Origin of the sequence: Schaalia odontolytica, assembly GCF_005696695.1 — a bacterium.
Taxonomy (GTDB): domain Bacteria; phylum Actinomycetota; class Actinomycetes; order Actinomycetales; family Actinomycetaceae; genus Pauljensenia; species Pauljensenia odontolytica_C.
Genome location: NZ_CP040006.1, coordinates 1,725,887 through 1,743,457, shown reverse-complemented (window position 1 = coordinate 1,743,457; position 17,571 = coordinate 1,725,887). Strand labels below are relative to the sequence as shown.

At 66.8% G+C, this 17,571-nt stretch carries 16 protein-coding genes and 1 other RNA gene; all 17 read left to right on the top strand.

What is annotated here, in order from left to right; all coding sequences use genetic code 11:
* Positions 1–85: 85 nt before the first annotated feature.
* The 17 genes from FBF35_RS07760 to xerC all read left to right on the top strand — a co-directional run bounded on the left by FBF35_RS07760 (position 86) and on the right by xerC (position 17,545).
* A complete protein-coding gene (locus FBF35_RS07760) occupies positions 86–1,300 on the top strand; it encodes a CpaF family protein (protein ID WP_060565644.1) in 1,215 nt (404 codons plus the stop codon).
* The gene (locus FBF35_RS07755) at positions 1,297–2,163 is read left to right on the top strand and encodes a type II secretion system F family protein (protein WP_060565643.1); all 867 of its coding nucleotides are present in this window, start codon (positions 1,297–1,299) and stop codon (positions 2,161–2,163) included. Before FBF35_RS07760 ends, FBF35_RS07755 begins: the two co-directional genes overlap by 4 nt.
* Positions 2,160–3,056, top strand: coding sequence for a type II secretion system F family protein (locus FBF35_RS07750; RefSeq protein WP_060565642.1), 897 nt, complete (start codon positions 2,160–2,162; stop codon positions 3,054–3,056). The genes FBF35_RS07755 and FBF35_RS07750 overlap by 4 nt, the downstream gene beginning before the upstream one ends.
* A gap of 15 nt (positions 3,057–3,071) precedes the next feature.
* Positions 3,072–3,242 carry a membrane protein gene (locus tag FBF35_RS10525; protein WP_003790126.1) on the top strand — a complete coding sequence of 57 codons (171 nt, stop codon included), beginning with the start codon at positions 3,072–3,074 and terminating at the stop codon, positions 3,240–3,242.
* Positions 3,229–3,603, top strand: coding sequence for a hypothetical protein (locus tag FBF35_RS07745; RefSeq protein WP_060565641.1), 375 nt, complete (start codon positions 3,229–3,231; stop codon positions 3,601–3,603). Before FBF35_RS10525 ends, FBF35_RS07745 begins: the two co-directional genes overlap by 14 nt.
* Positions 3,600–3,998, top strand: coding sequence for a hypothetical protein (locus tag FBF35_RS07740; RefSeq protein ID WP_060565640.1), 399 nt, complete (start codon positions 3,600–3,602; stop codon positions 3,996–3,998). The genes FBF35_RS07745 and FBF35_RS07740 overlap by 4 nt, the downstream gene beginning before the upstream one ends.
* Positions 3,991–4,434 (top strand): hypothetical protein, encoded by a 444-nt coding sequence (locus tag FBF35_RS07735; protein WP_060565639.1) that lies wholly within the window; start codon positions 3,991–3,993, stop codon positions 4,432–4,434. Before FBF35_RS07740 ends, FBF35_RS07735 begins: the two co-directional genes overlap by 8 nt.
* A 72-nt stretch (positions 4,435–4,506) precedes the next feature.
* A complete protein-coding gene (gdhA, locus tag FBF35_RS07730; protein ID WP_060565638.1) occupies positions 4,507–5,868 on the top strand; it encodes an NADP-specific glutamate dehydrogenase in 1,362 nt (453 codons plus the stop codon).
* A 136-nt stretch (positions 5,869–6,004) separates the two neighbouring features.
* Entirely contained in the window at positions 6,005–7,126 is a 1,122-nt protein-coding gene (prfB, locus tag FBF35_RS07725) for a peptide chain release factor 2 (RefSeq protein ID WP_060565637.1), read from the top strand.
* A 191-nt stretch (positions 7,127–7,317) separates the two neighbouring features.
* Positions 7,318–8,007 carry a cell division ATP-binding protein FtsE gene (ftsE, locus tag FBF35_RS07720; RefSeq protein WP_034464661.1) on the top strand — a complete coding sequence of 230 codons (690 nt, stop codon included), beginning with the start codon at positions 7,318–7,320 and terminating at the stop codon, positions 8,005–8,007.
* Positions 8,008–8,012: 5 nt separating this feature from the next.
* Positions 8,013–8,927: a permease-like cell division protein FtsX gene (gene ftsX / locus FBF35_RS07715; protein ID WP_060565636.1), complete on the top strand. Its 915-nt coding sequence runs from the start codon at positions 8,013–8,015 to the stop codon at positions 8,925–8,927.
* A 5-nt stretch (positions 8,928–8,932) separates the two neighbouring features.
* Positions 8,933–10,207, top strand: coding sequence for a M23 family metallopeptidase (locus FBF35_RS07710; protein WP_060565635.1), 1,275 nt, complete (start codon positions 8,933–8,935; stop codon positions 10,205–10,207).
* A gap of 85 nt (positions 10,208–10,292) precedes the next feature.
* On the top strand, positions 10,293–10,820 hold the full coding sequence (gene smpB, locus FBF35_RS07705; RefSeq protein WP_003790105.1) for an SsrA-binding protein SmpB: 528 nt from the start codon (positions 10,293–10,295) through the stop codon (positions 10,818–10,820).
* A gap of 19 nt (positions 10,821–10,839) precedes the next feature.
* Positions 10,840–13,530, top strand: coding sequence for a YhgE/Pip domain-containing protein (locus FBF35_RS07700; protein WP_060565634.1), 2,691 nt, complete (start codon positions 10,840–10,842; stop codon positions 13,528–13,530).
* Positions 13,527–15,731, top strand: a complete 2,205-nt coding sequence (locus tag FBF35_RS07695) for a YhgE/Pip domain-containing protein (RefSeq protein WP_060565633.1) — start codon at positions 13,527–13,529, stop codon at positions 15,729–15,731. The genes FBF35_RS07700 and FBF35_RS07695 overlap by 4 nt, the downstream gene beginning before the upstream one ends.
* 100 nt (positions 15,732–15,831) lie before the next feature.
* Positions 15,832–16,209, top strand: a transfer-messenger RNA (tmRNA) gene (gene ssrA / locus FBF35_RS07690).
* Positions 16,210–16,387: 178 nt separating this feature from the next.
* Entirely contained in the window at positions 16,388–17,545 is a 1,158-nt protein-coding gene (gene xerC, locus FBF35_RS07685; protein ID WP_060567536.1) for a tyrosine recombinase XerC, read from the top strand.
* Positions 17,546–17,571: the final 26 nt, after the last annotated feature.

The window sequence follows — 17,571 nt, the reverse complement described above, 5'->3', positions numbered from 1 at the left end:
ATTGAATGGATGTGGGTTTGCTCCTTGCCGAAAAACTCTGTTACTTTCGACACATTGGCTTGGTCTGTAGCAAGGAGGCGCAGCGATGGAAGCCACGACGCGCGCGCTCGCCGCACGGGTGCGTGAGGATTTAGCCGCGGGTGGAGTCGACGCGGCCCGAGACCCTCGATCCGTGCGTCTGCTCATTCACCGCGCCATCGACCGTTTTGCGCCCGACCTGCTGCCCGCGGCCCGCGAGCAGGTCGAAGCGGACCTCATGGATGACATCTGCGGTCTGGGCCCGCTTCAGGCGCTCATGGATGATCCCTCGGTCGAGGAAATCTGGATCAATGCGGCGTCGCGCGTGTTCGTGGCCCGTGCGGGTGTCGCCGAGCTGACCAGCCTGATCCTCACCGACGAGGACGTGCGCGCGCTCGTCGAGCGCATGCTCCACCACTCCGGGCGCAGGCTCGATCTGTCCAGCCCCTTCGTGGATGCGATGCTCGCGGGAGGGGAGCGCCTCCACGTCGTCATTCCGCCCGTCACGGGATCGTCGTGGAGCGTTAATATCCGCAAGCACATCCAGAGCGCCCGTACCCTGGATGACCTGGTCGCGGTTGACATGCTCGCTCCTCCGATGCGGGATTTTTTGGCGGCCGCCGTCTCTGTGGGGCTCTCCGTCCTCGTCTCGGGAGGCACGCAGGCTGGGAAGACGACGCTGCTGCGCGCGCTCGCGGGGGAGTTGCCCAGGTCGCGCCGCGTCATCTCCTGCGAGGAGGTCTTCGAGTTGGGTCTGGCCAACTGGGACCACGTCGCGATGCAGACGCGCCCGGCCGGCGCGGAGGGGACGGGCGAGATAACGCTGCGTGACCTCGTGCGCGAATCGCTGCGTATGCGCCCCGAGTACCTGATCGTTGGCGAGGTCCGAGGCCCTGAAGCCCTCGACCTGCTGGTGGCCCTCAATGCGGGCGTGCCGGGCATGGCGACCGTGCATGCGAACTCGGCCCGCGAGGCCCTCGACAAGCTGTCGATCCTGCCGCTCCTGGCGGGGGAGAACGTGACGACGGGATTCGTCACCCCGACCCTGGCTTCGTCCATCGACCTCGTGTGTCACGTCGAGCGGGGCGCGGACGGGCAGCGCCACGTCGCCGAGATCATGGCGGTCCCCGGGCGCGTCGAAGGAAACCGGATCGAGACAGCCACCCTCTTCCGCTTCGATGGGCACCGGTGCGCACGAGGAACGGGCGGCCTCGACCTGCACGATCGTTTTGCCGCCGCCGGCTTCGACCTCGCGTCCCTTCTGGATTGGGGACCGGCGTGATTGCGATCGTGTGCGGGCTCGTGTTCGGGATCGGCCTCGTCCTAGCCGTGTCCCCCTGGTTCACGCCGCCGCCGGCGTGGCGCCCGTGGGGGCCGTGGAAGCGCCTGCGCGAGGACGTGGCCCGCGCCCGCATCCCCGGATTGACGGCCGCGCGCCTCGTCGCGCTGAGCCTCGGAGTCGGAATCGTCGTCGCGCTCGCTATCTTGGCCGTCACGGGAGCCTGGCCCGTCGCCCTCATCGTCTCCGTCGGCGTCGCGTTCCTGCCCTACGCGTGGGTCGTCTCGCGCCTGGGCGCACACGCAAAGACCGTTCGGGCCGCCTGGCCGGAGGTCATCGACGCGATGGTGTCCGGCGTGCGTGCGGGCACTGCGCTGCCCCAGGTGCTCTGCGACCTGGCCGAGGAGGGGCCCGTCCCCGTGCGCTTCGCCTTCGAAGCGTTCTCGCGCGATTACAGTGCTAATGGCCGCTTCGAGCCTGCTTTGGACACGATGAAAGAGACGGTCGCGGACCCCGTTGCCGACCGCATCGTCGAGGCGTTGCGCATCGCTCGATCTGTCGGCGGGGCGGACCTGACCCGCCTGCTGCAAGACCTCGCCTCGCTCCTGCGCGAGGATTCGCGCGTGCGCGGAGAACTTGAGGCGCGTCAATCCTGGACCGTGGGCGCCGCCCGACTCGGCCTCGCGGCCCCCTGGGTCGTCCTGCTCCTCCTGTCGGGAGGCGGGGCCAGCGCACACGTGTGGAACTCGCCGGGCGGTATCGCCGTCCTGTGCTCGGGGGCCGGCATCTGCGTCATCGCCTACCTGATCATGAAGGCCATGGGCCGCCTGAGCACCGACCCAAGGAACCTTGGGGGCGCGCGATGAACCCGTGGATCATGCGCGCCCTCGACCTCGCCGTCGCCCTCGTCGCCGGCGCGGGCCTCGTCCTCATCCTGGCCGCCGCCCTCGCGCGCCGCCCCTCCTTCGTTGACCGCGTCGCGCAGGGCCGCGTGCAGGAGCAGCCACCCTCCGCGCTCGTCGCGTGGACGCGCCGAATGAGCGCCTCAGCCCTCGATTCCCTCGGATCCACCAGCGAATCCGTCGCCCGCAGGCTCGCCCTGGCTGGTATGAACCCGGACGTGTCCGTCTTCCGGCTGCGCCAGGCAGTCGCAGGGGTGGCAGGCCTCGTCGCAGCGTGCGCCCTCGTCGCCGCGCGCCACGTTTCCTCCCTGCGCGCCTCCCTGATTCCCCTGTGCGCCTGCGCGCTCGTCGGAACCCTCCTCGGGGTCGCCGGCATGGACCGCTTCCTCACCATGCGCGCACACGCCCGCCAGCGCGCGATCGACGCCGCCGTGCCCGACTGCTCGGAACTCCTCGCGCTCGCGGTGGCGGCCGGCGAGTCGATCCCGGCCGCCATCGAGCGCGTCGCCGGGTGCGCGGGAGGCCCTCTTGGGGCGGAGCTGTCGCTGACAGCCGGGCACATCCGCAACGGCACGCCCTCCGTGCGCGCTCTCGCCAACCTCGTTGAGCGCACCGAATCCCCGGCCCTCACGCGCCTGAGCCGCACGCTCACTACGGCGATCGAGCGCGGCTCGCCCCTGGCCTCGGTCCTGCACGATCAGGCCCGGGACCAGCGCGAACGCTCTCTCGCTGCCCTCATGGAGGAGGGTGGACGCCGCGAAATCGCGATGCTCCTGCCCGTCGTCTCCCTCATCCTGCCAGTCACTGTCATGTTCGCCCTCTATCCGGGGCTCATCGCCCTGGATTTCACCCCGTGAAGGAAGGAAACAGTCATGAAGAAACTCTTTCTCAGGAAGGCTCCCCTCGGGGAGCGCGGCGACGTGCCCGGGTGGGTCCTCATCACCCTCATGACGGCCGCGCTCGTCGTCCTCATCTGGGGTGTTGCCTCGGAGCGGCTCGTGGAGATCTTTAACCGTGCGATGGACTCGATTGCGGGCATCTGAGGAGGGATCTGAGGTCGTCTCGACGGTCCTCGTCCAGGGCCTCGTCGTCCTCGTCATCCTCCTGCTCATTCAGCTGGCCTTCGCCTCGCACGTGCGCACCATGAGCGTGAGCGCGGCGTCCGAGGGCGCGCGCCGTGGCGGCCTCCTCGGAGGGGATGAGGACGAGGCACGGGCGAGAACAGGCGAACTCCTCGATTCTCTCGTGGGGGCCGCGAAGGACCGCGAGATCGCCGTGGATCGCGAGAGCGACGCGGGCGTCGATGTCCTCACCGTCACCGTGCGCACGCGCCTGCCGCTCGTCGGAGGACTCGGTCCGAGGTGGCTGACCGTGCGCGGGCGTGCCCTGGTGGAGGGGCCGTGAGCGAGCGAGGAGACGCCAGCGTTGAATTCCTTGGGATCCTCGTCGTCGTCGTGATCCCGGTGCTCTACATCGTGCTCGCGATCGGCCAGGTGAGCGCCGGTGCGATGGCGGTAGACGCGGGGGCGCGCGAGGCTGCGCGTATCCTCGCCGAGGACCCGGATCGAACGGCCGACGCATCCCACGCCGTCACCCTCATCGTCGAGGACTTCGGTGTGAACGCGACCCCCGAGGTGGCCTCGACGTGCGAGAACTGCCAGGACGGAGAAGGGGCTGTTGACGTGCGCGTGTCCGTGCAGGTCCCGCTGCCCTTCATGCCCTCCTGGCTCGGCGGGGTTGGCGTGGGTGTCTCCTCGAGCGCCCGCGCGCCCGTGCGGGAGGTGGTCGCCCGTGAGTGAAGGGGAGGAGGGGCGCGTCGGGATCCTCATGTGCGCGGGCTGTGCCTTCGTGTGCCTGCTGCTCGTCGTGTCGATCGCGCTCACTGAGGTCGCGATGCAGGACCGCCGCCTCGTGTCATGCGCTGACGCCTTGGCCAGCGCCGGGGTGTCGGGAGCCTCCTCGTCAACGGTCTTCGCGGGAGGTGACCTCGGGGTTGACGAGGAGACGGCGAGCTCTCGCGTCGACCGTGCGCTCGCGGGTCTGTCGGACTCGACGTGCCGGGTTGGGGACGGGGTGAGCGTCTCCTGGGTCAGCGTGAGCAGCAGGGAGGTGGAGGTCGGTGTGAGGGCGCACCCCAGGGTCTCTCTCTTGCCTCCGATGCTTCGCGGTGCGGTGGTTCCCGAGCTGGTGAGGACCTCGAGTGCGCGCCTGCGTGGGGTGCAGGGGTCACCCTAAAGTGGCGTCCGCGACGGTCACATTGTGGGACGGCGAGGGAAGGTCGAGTAAACGAAACGTAAACTTTAGGCCATGAGCAGCTTTGATACATCTCGTCTTTCCCCCGCGCTGGCCTCCGTTTTTGAATCCGTCCAGCGCCGCGACCCCGCCCAGGCCGAGTTCCACCAGGCCGTCTACGAGGTCCTCCTGACCATCGCCCCCCTCGCCGAGCGTCACCCCGAGTACGCTGACCTGGCCATCATCGACCGCATCGTCGAGCCCGAGCGCCAGATCCAGTTCCGCGTCCCGTGGGCCGACGACAAGGGCAACATCCACGTGAACCGCGGCTTCCGCGTCGAGTACAACTCCGCGCTCGGCCCCTACAAGGGTGGCCTGCGCTTCCACCCCTCCGTGAACCTGTCGATCATCAAGTTCCTCGGCTTCGAGCAGATCTTCAAGAACGCCCTCACCGGCCTGCCCATGGGTGGCGGCAAGGGCGGCGCGGACTTCGACCCCAAGGGCAAGTCCGACGCCGAGGTCATGCGTTTCTGCCAGTCCTTCATGACTGAGCTCTCCCGCCACATCGGCCCCGACACCGACGTGCCCGCCGGCGACATCGGCGTGGGTGGCCGCGAGATCGGCTACATGTTCGGCCAGTACAAGCGCCTCAAGAACCGCTTCGACGCGGGCGTCCTGACGGGCAAGGGCCTGACCTGGGGCGGTTCCTACGTGCGTACTGAGGCCACCGGCTACGGCCTCGTCTACTTTGCGGCCGAAATGCTCGCTGCGAAGGGCACCAGCTTCGACGGCAAGCGCGTCGTGGTCTCCGGCTCGGGTAACGTTGCGATCTACGCGACCGAGAAGGCTCAGCAGCTGGGCGCGACCGTCGTGGCGGTGTCCGACTCCTCCGGCTACGTCGTGGACGAGGCCGGCATCGACGTCGCGCTGCTCAAGGACATCAAGGAGGTGCGTCGTGGACGCGTCTCCGACTACGCGGCCGAGCGCCCCGGCGCCGTCTTCGTGTCCGACGGTTCCATCTGGGATGTGCCCTGTGACGTTGCGCTGCCCTGCGCGACCCAGAATGAGCTGCCCCTGTCCGGCGTCGAGACCCTCATCAAGAACGGTGTCCAGCTGGTCGCCGAGGGCGCGAACATGCCCACGACCCCCGAGGCGATCGAGGCCCTGCAGGCTGCCGGCGTTGCCTACGCCCCCGGCAAGGCCTCCAACGCGGGTGGCGTGGCCACCTCCGGCCTCGAGATGCAGCAGAACTCCGGCCGCACCCAGTGGGCTTTCGAGGAGACCGACGCGAAGCTCCACCAGATCATGGTGGATATCCACGCGAACACCGTCGCCACCGCCGAGGAATACGGCGTCGCGGGCGACTACGTGGCCGGCGCGAACCTGGCGGGCTTCCGCAAGGTGGCCGACGCAATGGTCGCGATGGGTCTCATCTGATCCGCTTCTTGTCGGTGCCCCGGCGTCCTGTGTGGCGTCGGGGCACCGTCGTATCTGAGGCCGGCGGGGGAGTAAACCCCGCCACCGTCGCCCCTTAGCGTTCCTCGTTGGGCGTCCGATCCGCTACCCTGGGTGCGTGGCCATTGAATTTTCTGAAGAGATCCCGTCCCTGCGCACCACGATGGAGAACATCGTCGCGGTCGTGCAGCCGGACAAGCTGCGCGAGCAGATCGCCGAGCTGAACGAGAAGGCGGCAGCGCCCGACCTGTGGGACGACCCGAGCGCCGCCCAGGCCGTCACGAGCGCACTCAGCCACCGCCAGAGCGAGCTGGACCGCATCACGCAGATGAGCGAGCGCATCGACGACCTGGAAGCCATGGTGGACATGGCCGCCGAGGACCCGGACGAGAGCGCTGACATCCTCGCCGAGGCCGAGGCCGACCTGGAGAAGCTGCGCAAGGACCTGGGAGACCTGGAGATCCGCACGCTGCTGGACGGCGAGTACGATGAGCGCAACGCCGTCATCACGATCCGAAGCGGCGCGGGCGGCGTGGACGCCGCTGACTTCGCCGAGATCCTCCTGCGCATGTACCTGCGCTGGGCGGAGCGTCACGGCTACCCGACGAAGGTCATGGACACCTCCTACGCGGAAGAGGCCGGCCTGAAGTCGGCGACCTTCGAGGTTCAGGCGCCCTACGCCTACGGCACGCTGAGTGTCGAGGCAGGTACCCACCGTCTCGTGCGCATCAGCCCCTTCGACAACCAGGGCCGCCGCCAGACGTCCTTCGCGGCCGTCGAGGTCATCCCCCTCATCGAGACGACTGACCACATCGAGATCCCCGAGTCCGAGCTGAAGGTGGACGTCTTCCGCTCTTCGGGTCCCGGCGGCCAGTCCGTGAACACGACCGACTCGGCCGTGCGCATGACCCACATCCCCACGGGCATCGTCGTGTCCATGCAGGATGAGAAGTCTCAGATCCAGAACCGCGCGGCCGCCCTGCGAGTCCTGCAGTCCCGCCTCCTCGTGCTGCGTCACGAGGAAGAGCAGGCGAAGAAGAAGGAGCTCGCCGGCGACGTCAAGGCGTCGTGGGGCGATCAGATGCGCTCCTACGTGCTCCAGCCGTATCAGATGGTCAAGGACCTGCGCACCGAGTACGAGTCCGGCAACCCCCAGTCCGTCTTCGATGGCGACATCGACGGCTTCATCAACGCCGGCATCCGCTGGCGCAAGAACGAGCAGAAGGCCGCTCAGGACTGAGCGACGCCCATACGCGCAACCGGCCCCGGCCTCGCCGATTCATGAACGAGGCCGGGGCCGGGTTGCGTGTCCAAGCGTCCCCAGGTGGAGGGCTGAGCGCCACACCGCCTGTTTTCCGCGTGTCGTAGCCGGGTCGTGACCCGATCGTTACCTAATCTGACAGGGACTATTGACCCCGATCGGACGGTCCCATGATTCGTTTTGAAGATGTCACCATGGTGTACACGCCAGGTGCCCAGCCCGCGCTGGACCACGTCTCGCTGGAGGTGGAACGCGAAGAATTCGTGTTCCTCGTCGGCAAGTCGGGTTCCGGCAAATCCACGTTCCTGCAGCTCGTCATGCGCGAAATGAAGGCGACCAGCGGGAAGGTGTGGGTGCTCGGCAAGGACGTGTCCAAGCTGTCCACGTGGGCGGTTCCGAAGCTGCGCCGTCAGATCGGCACGGTCTTCCAGGACTTCCGACTGCTGCCCTCTAAGACCGTGTACGAGAACGTCGCTCTGGCCATGCAGGTCATCGGCAAGCCTCGCCACGCGATCGAGACGGCCGTCCCGGACGCCCTCGAGCTGGTGGGCCTGTCCGGCAAGGAATCGCGCCTGCCGCACGAGCTGTCCGGCGGTGAGGAACAGCGTGTCGCGATCGCGCGCGCCATGGTGAACCGCCCCGAGCTGCTGCTCGCGGACGAGCCCACCGGCAACCTTGACCCGGAGACGTCGCTGGGCATCATGCGTCTCCTTGACCGAATCAATCGCACGGGCACGACCGTCGTCATGGCGACCCACGACGCGGACATCGTGAACCAGATGCGTAAGCGCGTCATCGAGCTCGCCAGCGGCGACGTCGTGCGCGACCAGAACCGCGGCGTCTACGGGGCCGGGAGGTAAGACCAGTGAAGCTTCGTTTTATTCTGTCCGAGGTCGGCAAGGGTCTGTCGCGTAACCGCGCGATGAGCGTCGCCGTCATCCTCGTGACCTTCGTGTCCCTCCTTTTCGTGGGCATCGCGGGCCTGACCCAGATGCAGGTGTCCAAGATGAAGTCGGAGTGGTACGACAAGATCGAGGTCACGATCTACATGTGCGCCATCAACGACGCGGCCGCGAACTGCAACGCGACCGAGGCAACCGACGCGCAGATCGACGCCGTGCGTCAGAAGCTGGCATCCGCAGAGATGACCCCGTACGTGGCGAACGTGTACGAGGAGACGAAGGAAGAGGCTTACGAGAACTTCCAACGTCTCAACGGCAACAACGCTCTGACCCAGTGGACCACGCCGGACATGCTCCAGTTCGCGTTCCGCATCAAGCTGGTCAACCCCGAGCAGTACTCGGTGGTCAAGGAGGAATTCTCCGGGACCGCGGGCGTGTCCGAGGTGCGCGACCAGCGTGAGGTCGTCGAGCCCCTGTTCCGCGTGCTGGGCGCTGCCCGCACGGCTGCGCTGGGCCTGGGCGCCATCATGGTCGTCGCCGCGATCCTGCTGATCTCCACGACGATCCGCCTGAGCGCCATGAGCCGCGAGCAGGAAACCCAGATCATGCGTTACGTGGGTGCCTCGAACCTGTTCATTCAGGCTCCCTTCATGATCGAGGGCGCGCTCGCCGCCCTGGTGGGCGCCGCCTTCGCGATCGGCACCCTGTTCGCGGGCGTGCACTTTATCGTCCAGGGGTGGATGGCCCCCGCATTTAAGTGGACGAACTTTATCGGTATGGGCGAGGTCGCGATCATGACGCCGATCCTCGTCCTGGCGGCGGTGGCGCTGGCGGTTATTGCCTCGGCGTTCTCGCTCGCGAAGTACACGAAGGCGTGAGTCTCATGTCCCTCTCCTCGCATCGTCCCGGTCGTCGCGCGTTGCGCGCCGGCGCGTGGGCCCTCGCGATCGCCTCGTTTGCGGCGATGAGCCAGGCCCTGCCCGCGCGCGCGGACGATGAGCGCGACGCCGCCGCGAACGCGGCCGCCGAGGCCGAGGCGACGGTCAACGCCCTGCAGTCGCAGTTGGAGGGCATCGACGCCTCGCTCGCCCAGGTGTTCATCGACCTGCAGTCGCTGAACGGGCAGATCCCGGTGGCGCAGGCCGCCTACGAGAGCGCGACCGCGACGTACGACCAGAAGTCTCGCGAGCACGCGACGATCATGGGTGAGCTGAGCGCCGCTCAGGGCGAGCAGAGCCGCATCGGTCAGTCGCTGAATCAGGCGACCACGCAGGCCGACGACGCGCAGCGCGCGATCGCTGACCTCGTGCGTCGCAAGTACCGCGAGGGCAACGTCGACCCGGTCGCCGTCGCCCTGACTGCTGGCGGCACGGAGTCCATCACCGACCGTGCGGCGGCGGCCGACATGGCGCTGCGCACGGAGAACCAGACCATGACGGCCGCGCTGGACGTGTCCTCGTCCCAGCGCACCCAGGCCACGCGCCAGGACGCCATCACGGACCGTATCGCCGACCTCGAGGAGAAGGCCGCGAAGGCCGAAGCCGAGGCTGAGGCTGCGAAGAATGAGGCCGACTCCAAGCTCACCGAGCTCAACAACCTGAAGACGCAGGCGCAGGCCAAGCAAGCCGAATGGGACTCTCAGAAGGACAAGGTCCAGGCCTCGCTCGACCAGGCGGAAGCCGACTACCAGGCACGCAGCGCGGAGTTGGCTGCCATCGACGAGGCGAACCGTGCGTCGGGTGCCTCGTACGTGTCGGCCTCGGGTTTCCGCAGCCCCCTCGACATTCCGATCGTCGTCACCAGCCCGTTTGGCATGCGCTACCACCCGGTCCTGGGTGTCATGAAGGGCCACTCGGGCACGGATATGGCTGCAGACTGCGGCACGATCATTCGTGCTGTGGCGTCGGGCTACGTCAATGCGGTGTCGTCGGACTATTCTGCGGGCAACTACGTGGATATCAACCACGGCCTCGTTGGCGGTAACTCCGTCATCACCGAGTACCTGCACATGCAGGCCCAGTACGTGTCTCCGGGGCAGTACGTCAATGCGGGCGACGCTCTGGGTGAGGTCGGTTCGACCGGTTACGCGACCGGATGCCACCTGCATTTTGGTGTCATTCAGAACGGAAGCTATGTTGAACCGATGGATTATTTGTAATCCGCGTTAGGATGGACCCTCGTAGCGTTTTGCTACGGGGGTCTTTCCGCATGGTGTGCGGAAAACGAGTCTGAAAGGAGGCAGCATGCCCAAGGAATGGAAGAAGCCCAAGCCCACGGAGGGGCAGCGCGCCAAGGCTGCCTCCGATGCGAAGAAGACGATCGCCCGTAACAAGAAGGCGCGCCACGACTACACGATCGAGGACACCTGGGAGGCCGGCCTGGCCCTCATGGGCACCGAGGTGAAGGCGCTGCGCATGGGTCGCGCATCTCTCGTGGATGCCTGGGTTGAGATCAACGGGGGAGAGGCGTGGCTCTACGGTGCCAATATTCCCCTGTACTCGCAGGGCTCGTGGACGAACCACGCGCCCACGCGCAAGCGCAAGCTGCTGCTGCACCGCGCGGAGATCGACCGCATGCAGGACCGCGTGGCTGCGAAGGGTTACACGATCGTGCCCCTGGAGCTGTACTTTATCGGTGGCCGCGTCAAGGTCGAGATCGCCCTGGCCAAGGGCAAGCAGGAATGGGATAAGCGTCAGGCGCTGCGCGAGAAGCAGGACCAGCGCGAGGCCGAGCGCGCGATGCGCCGCTACGTGAAGCAGGCCCGCCGATAAGGGGAAAGAAGGCGACCCTGTGCGAGGTTCCGTCAGGTTTTTTGGTCGTGATCTTCTGAGGCTGGTGCGTGTACCGGCCGCGTGGATCGTCATCATCGGCATGGCGTTCGTGCCCGCGCTCTACGCGTGGTTCAACATCGTCGGGTTCTGGGATCCGTACTCGCAGACCTCCCACATTCGCGTCGCCGTCGCGAACGAGGACGAGGGCGCGACCAAGGACCAGATCGGCACCGTGAACGTTGGTGCGATGCTCGAGACTCAGCTCAAGCAGAACGATCAGCTGGGCTGGCACTTCGTGAGCGCGCAGGAGGCACGCGCCGAGGTGGAACGCGGGGACTCCTACGCGGCCTTCATTATCCCGGCGTCGTTTTCGCGCGACCTGACGGGCATCGTTGACGGCACGTACGTCAAGCCGAACATCCAGTATTACGTCAACGAGAAGAACAACGCGGTGGCCCCCAAGATCACGGGGGCGGGCGCGACGACTCTCGACCGCCAGATCAACTCCGCCTTCGTCTCGACGGTGGCCAAGGTGCTGTCGGAGAAGGCGTCCGAGGCCGGGGTCAGTATTGCGGACAACGCTGACCAGAAACGCTCGGACGTTTCCGCGTCGGTGTCCGAGGCCTCGGCCAAGCTCGGAAGCGCCTCGCAGACCCTGGACGGCATGGGGGAGAAGATCGACGCTGCGAAGGCCTCGGTGGCCTCGGCTCGCACGACCCTGAGCGATCTGGACTCTGCGGCTGCGGAGCTGTTGGCGTCCCTGGACCAGACGGACCAGCTGGTGAGCGACTCGCGCACGTCGCTGGCGTCCTTCTCGAGCCAGATGGGAGGGGCCCTCGACGGTCTGTCGTCGAACGCGGCGAGCGCCCTTGCGGGCGTGTCCGCGAATGCGGGAACCCTCGACGGCGCTGTGCAGGGCGCCTCCGGCCGTGTGGGTGGCCTGCTCACCGAGGGAACGTCGATCAATGACTCGGTGGGTGAGGTGCTCGCGGAGCTGAATGCTCTGGGGATCGGGAACCTGCCCGCCGCGGGCACGGCGCTGACCGACCTGACGAACCAGAACACTGCGCTGTCGACGGCCCTGGGCAGCCTGACGACCCTTAACTCCGACCTGTCGGCCACGTCCACGTCGATTTCGAACGCGCTGACGTCAGCCTCCGACGCGTCCGCGGCCGTGTCGACCGCAGTGACGAACGCACGCAGCGGAGTGTCCGCTCAGCTGCCCGCGATCTCCTCGGCGCTCGATGACTTCTCGAGCGCGTCCTCGTCGATGCGTGGCTCCCTCGATACACTGCGCAGCCAGCGCGACCAGGTGTCGGGCCTGCTCGACCAGCTCGACTCCCTCCTGGACGGGGCAAAGACGGCGACCCAGACGAGCTCGACGAATGTTGCGGCGATCAAGACCGACCTCGACTCGGTGGCCACCGACATCTCCTCGCTGTCCTCCTCGAACACGCTGCGCGACCTCGCGGACGCCCTCGGGGTCAACGCCGAATCGATCGCCTCCTTCATGGCCTCGCCGACGCAGATCGAGACGAAGGCCGTCTACCCCGTGGCAGCCTACGGCTCAGCCATGGCTCCGCTGTTCACGAACCTGGCCCTGTGGATCGGCGCGTTTTCGCTCGTCCTCCTCCTGAAGCTCGATGTGGATGAGGAGGGCATCGGCCCGACCTCGTCGGCCGCCAAGTACATGGGCCGGTGGATGCTTCTCGCCTTCTTCGGGGTCATTCAGGGGCTCGTTGTGTCGATCGGTGACCTGATTATCGGCGTGCAGACGGTGTCGCGTCCCGCGTTCGTGGGGACGGCGATGATCATCTCGCTGGTGTTTGTGTCGATCGTCTACATGCTCTCCACGTGCTTCCAGCACATCGGCAAGGGCCTGTGCGTCATCATCATGGTCATGCAGATTCCCGGGTCTGCCGGCCTGTATCCGATCGAGATGCTGCCGTCCTTCTTCCGCTTCCTGCACCCGCTGTTCCCCTTCACCTACGGCATTAACGCGCTGCGTGAGATCGTGGCCGGCTTCTATGGGCACACTTACCTGTCGTGCCTGGCGGTTCTCGGTGCCGAGGCGCTGGTTGCCTTCGCGATCGGCCTCGCGCTGCGTCCGTTCCTGGTGAATCTGAACGCGATGATCACGCGCGACCTGGCGTCCTCCGGGCTCTTCCTGGCCGAGGCGACGCGCGTTCCTTCGAACCGCTACCGCCTGACGCAGATCGTGGCGGCCCTGGCCGATCACGACGGCTTCCAGCGCTCGGTGAGCGGCCGTGCCGCGCGTTTCGAGCGTCGTTACCCGACGATCCGCCGCGCCGCGATCATTCTCGGGGTTATCGTGCCGGTGGCTCTGGCGGTGCTGTCCGTCGCGAATGTGACGGAGGTGCCGATCATTCTGGGTGCCTGGATCGTCTGGGTGCTCCTCGTCATCACGTTCCTGATCGGCCTGCAGTACGTGCGCGAGGCCTTGGCGCGTCAGCAGCTCCTCGGCGCCATGGATGAGGGGGACGTGCGCTCGCTGCTGACCCGGCGCGTGCAGGGCGCGCGCTCGCGTCTCGCGCTGGGTGCGGCCGCGGTGGGTGCGTCGATTTCGTCGGCGCTGGCGTCCTCCCTCGGTGAGCACGGGGGAGAGGATACGGACGAGGCCGGCCCCGGCCTCGTCGATGAGGACAGCGCGGGCGACGCGTCGGAGGCGGCGAAGGGAGAAGAACAGTGAGGACCATCTGGGCCATCTACCGCGCCGACCTACGCCGCGCGCATCGATCCCTGATCGCCAGCGTCGTCGTCTTCGGCCTCGTCGTCATCCCGTCGCTGTTCACGTGGTTCAACGTGGCGGCGTCGTGGGACCCGTTCGGCAACACGAAGAGCCTGCGCATCGCGATTGCGAACACGGACGCGGGCTACAAGTCGGACCTGGTGCCGCTGCGCATCAACATCGGCGATTCCGTGGTGTCCGCACTGCGCAAGAATGACAACTTCGACTGGGTCATTGCCTCCGAGGATGAGGCGGTTGAGGGGACGCGCTCGGGCGAGTACTACGCGGCCATCGTCATTCCCTCGGACTTCTCTCAGGAGATGCTGACGTTCTTCGACGGGGGAGCATCCTCCGCGCCGATGACCTATTACGTCAACGAGAAGAAGAACGGCATTTCGCCGAAGATCGCCGGGCAGGGCGCCGAGGCCGTGAGCGCCCAGGTGAACCAGATCTTCGTGCAGACGCTCTCCGAGGTCGCCCTCGATACGGCGACGTCGGTCGGGAGCGCGCTGTCGTCGCCCACAGCCGTCAATACGGTGACGGCGCTCGATAACCGCGTGCAGACCGTCGCCTCGCGCCTGCGCACGGCGTCGGATAGCGCGGACGCCTACGCGTCGCTCGTGGGATCCTCGGTGACACTCATCGACTCGACGAGCACACTTGTGGACGGGCTCGGGAGCGCGAAGGGCTCCGCGCAGTCCGCGGTGTCGAGTGCTCAGGCGGGTGCCAGCGGCCTCGGATCCGCTGCATCGGCCGCAGTCTCCTCGGTGTCCGACGCGATCTCCTCCTCCCAGTCCTCGCTGTCCTCCCTGTCGAGCGCCGTCGAGAGCGTGTACGCGAACGGATCAACGAGTGCGTCGGACGCGGCCTCGACGCTGCGTTCGCAGGCATCCGTGCTGGACACGCAGGCGACCAGCTTCGCGTCCATCAAGTCGACGCTGGAGGCGCTGCCGGGCTCGCCCGTCTCCCAGTCCTCGCTGGACCGCCTGCAGGCGGCCTCCGACCGGCTGACCGAGGTTGCGAACGGGCTGCGCGCCGCCGCCTCCGAGCTGGACTCCAAGGTCGCGAATGCAGAAGCTGGGCACGCCACGGTCAACGGCCTGATCGCCCAGGCGCGCTCCGCGGTCGACGGCCTGTCCTCCGACTACGAGACCAACCTGCGACCCCAGCTTGAATCGCTGGCCTCCACCCTGGCCTCGGCCCAGTCGTCCCTGAGCGCCGCGCGCACGTCCCTGGAGGGCGCGACGTCCACTGCCTCGAACGGCAGCGGGAGCGCGCGCGAGGGGCTGACCCAGCTGCGCGACAACCTGACGGGCGCGGCAGCGAGCCTGCGCGAGGCTGCGGGCAAGCTCGACTCCCTGCACGCCTCGATCAGCGATGCGCTTGCCAGTGGCGACCTGACGACGCTCGGGACCATCATCGGGAATAATCCCGAGGCCCTGGCTGCAGCCATTGCGGCCCCCGTCGGCGTGGAGAAGACACCCGTCTACCCGGTCGCGAACTTCGGCTCCCAGATGGCGCCCTTGTACACGATCCTGGCGCTGTGGGTCGGCTCCGTGCTCATGGTCGTGTCCATGCGTTCGGACGTCACCGACTCCAACGTTGCCGACGGCCTGCCCGAAGGTGACCCGCTGCGCGCGACCCTGACGGCTAAGCCCGTCGGCCTGGCCGCCGGATACCTGGGGCGTTACCTGATCTTTGGGACGATCGCTCTCACGCAGGCGACGCTCCTGGGGCTGGGAGACCTGTACTTCCTGAAGGTGCAGCACGCTCACCCGTTGCAGTTCATGGGTACGCTCTGGCTGACGGCCGTCGTGTTCTCTTTCCTCATGTACACGCTTATTGCGACGTTTGGGAACGCGGGTAAAGCCCTGGGCGTGCTGCTCCTGGTCCTGCAGATTTCGGGCGCCGGGGGAGCGTTCCCGCTGGCGATCCTGCCCTCCTTCTTCTCGTCCGTGTCCCCGTTCCTGCCGGCCACGCACGCTATCACGGCGCTGCGAGCGTCGATCGCCGGGTACGCGGGGCACGAGTACGCGGACGCCATGTGGTTCTTGGCTTCCTTCATCCTGTTTGCCGCGTTTCTGGGGCTTGCTCTGCGCCCGCTGCTGGTGCGTAACAATCGGCGCATGGTGGCGAAGCTGGAGTCCACGAAGCTGCTCTGAGGCGTCGGGTTTTCCCTTGACGGGTTGTGCGTGGCGGCGTAAACTGATGTGTCCGACGGTCTGCGGTTTCGTAGGGTGTCGGGGAGTTGAAAACTCAAGAGGGGATGATCGGTTTCGACAGTGGTCGTCGATCGAAGTGAAGCGAGCCGAGAATGTACGCTCAACTCGTTAACGATGCGTGCAAACCAATAGGTGCCGAACAGAATCGCACCGACTACGTTCTCGCTGCCTGATATCGCAGCCTGAACCTTTAGTCCGTCAGCCCGGGAGTTGCTTCCGGCCCGGTGTCTGGCGTCGTCTAGGGAGCCACTGGGAGTCGCCCATGTTGGTGGGGCGCCTCCGACACTTCATCAACTGAGCCTATCCAGCGGTGTGTCTACGCAATGCTGGGGGCTGAGAAATAAAAACGTAGACTGCGCTCGGAGAAGAATTCGGGGCCGGCCATTGGACGGGGGTTCGATTCCCCCCATCTCCACACACACCCCGGAGTCTCGTTGAGATTCCGGGGTTTTCGTTGCCCTCGCGCGCTTTTCGCTCCCTCGTCCCACTCTCTCCCATGTATCAGGATGCATCACGATGTAGCATTGCTAGTGGCGCAGGCGTGGCGCAGACAGTGGAAAAAGATGCTGCGCCACTTCCCGATCTAGGAGGCAGGCATGAGCGGACGGAGGGCCTTCGGCTCGATCCGGAAAGCCCGCAGCGGACGCTTCGAGGTCCGGTACACAGGCCCCGACGGCGGCAAGTACACCGCCGGGCGCTCATTCGTTCGCAAGGTCGACGCTAGTGCTTTCCTCGCACACGTCGAGGCCGAGATTAGCGAGGGCACCTGGGTCAGTCCGAAGGAGAGCCGCGAGCGCGATCGCGCGCAGGAGGTCGCCGCCGAGCGCGCGGCTATCACTTTCGCGGCGTGGTCGGAGAGGTGGCTCGCGTCGCTCGAGCGACTGGGCCGCACCCCTAAGACCATCGAGACGCATACCTATCGGATGAGGCAGCTCGTCCCGGTCTTTGGCGCGAAGCCGCTCGGGGCGATCAGCGTCGAGGATGTCGACGCTTGGTACCAGCGGATCTGGGATGCGAAGGGGCCGGGCGTCGTGCGCCCGATCTACATGACCCTATCTGTATGCATGAACGCCGCGGTGAAAGCCGGCGTCATCGCGGCGAGCCCGTGCAAGGTTCCCGGTGGTCAGAAGCATCGGCCCGTGCGCGAGCGTGAGCGGCAAGTCGCGACCCCCGAGGAGGTCCGCGCAGCCGCCGACGCGATGCCCGCGCGGCTGCGCATCGCCGTCCTGCTCGCTGCATGGTGCCAGACGAGGCTCGGCGAGTTGACCGGCCTGCAGCGGCGCGACTTCGACCTCGACTCCACTCCTGCGACTCTCCGTATCGAGCGCCAGGTTCAGTACCTGACAGGCGAGGGGCCGGTCGAGCTACCTCCGAAGAGCGCCGCCGGCGTCCGCGAGATCGTCATCCCCGCGTCGCTAGTCCCAGCTCTGCGCACTCATCTTGAGTCCTACGTCGCGCCTGCGGGCACGGCCTGGCTCCTATCCTCCGAGCGATCCCCGCGCCTGCCCCTGCATCCTAATAGCCTGCGCGGAGCCTGGGAGCGCGCCCGCGAGGACGCGGGCATCCCCTGGTTCAAGTTCCACGATCTGCGGCACACTGGCCTCACGATCTTCGCACAGCAGGGCGCCACTCTCGCCGAGCTGCTCCACCGGGGCGGGCACAGTGATGTCGATGTCGCCCTGCGTTATCAGCATGCGACCCGCGAGCGCGACGCGGCCCTGGCAGCGCGTATGGACTCACATGTCCTCACGTAAGGCCGTCTCAACGCATAAGAGAAGGC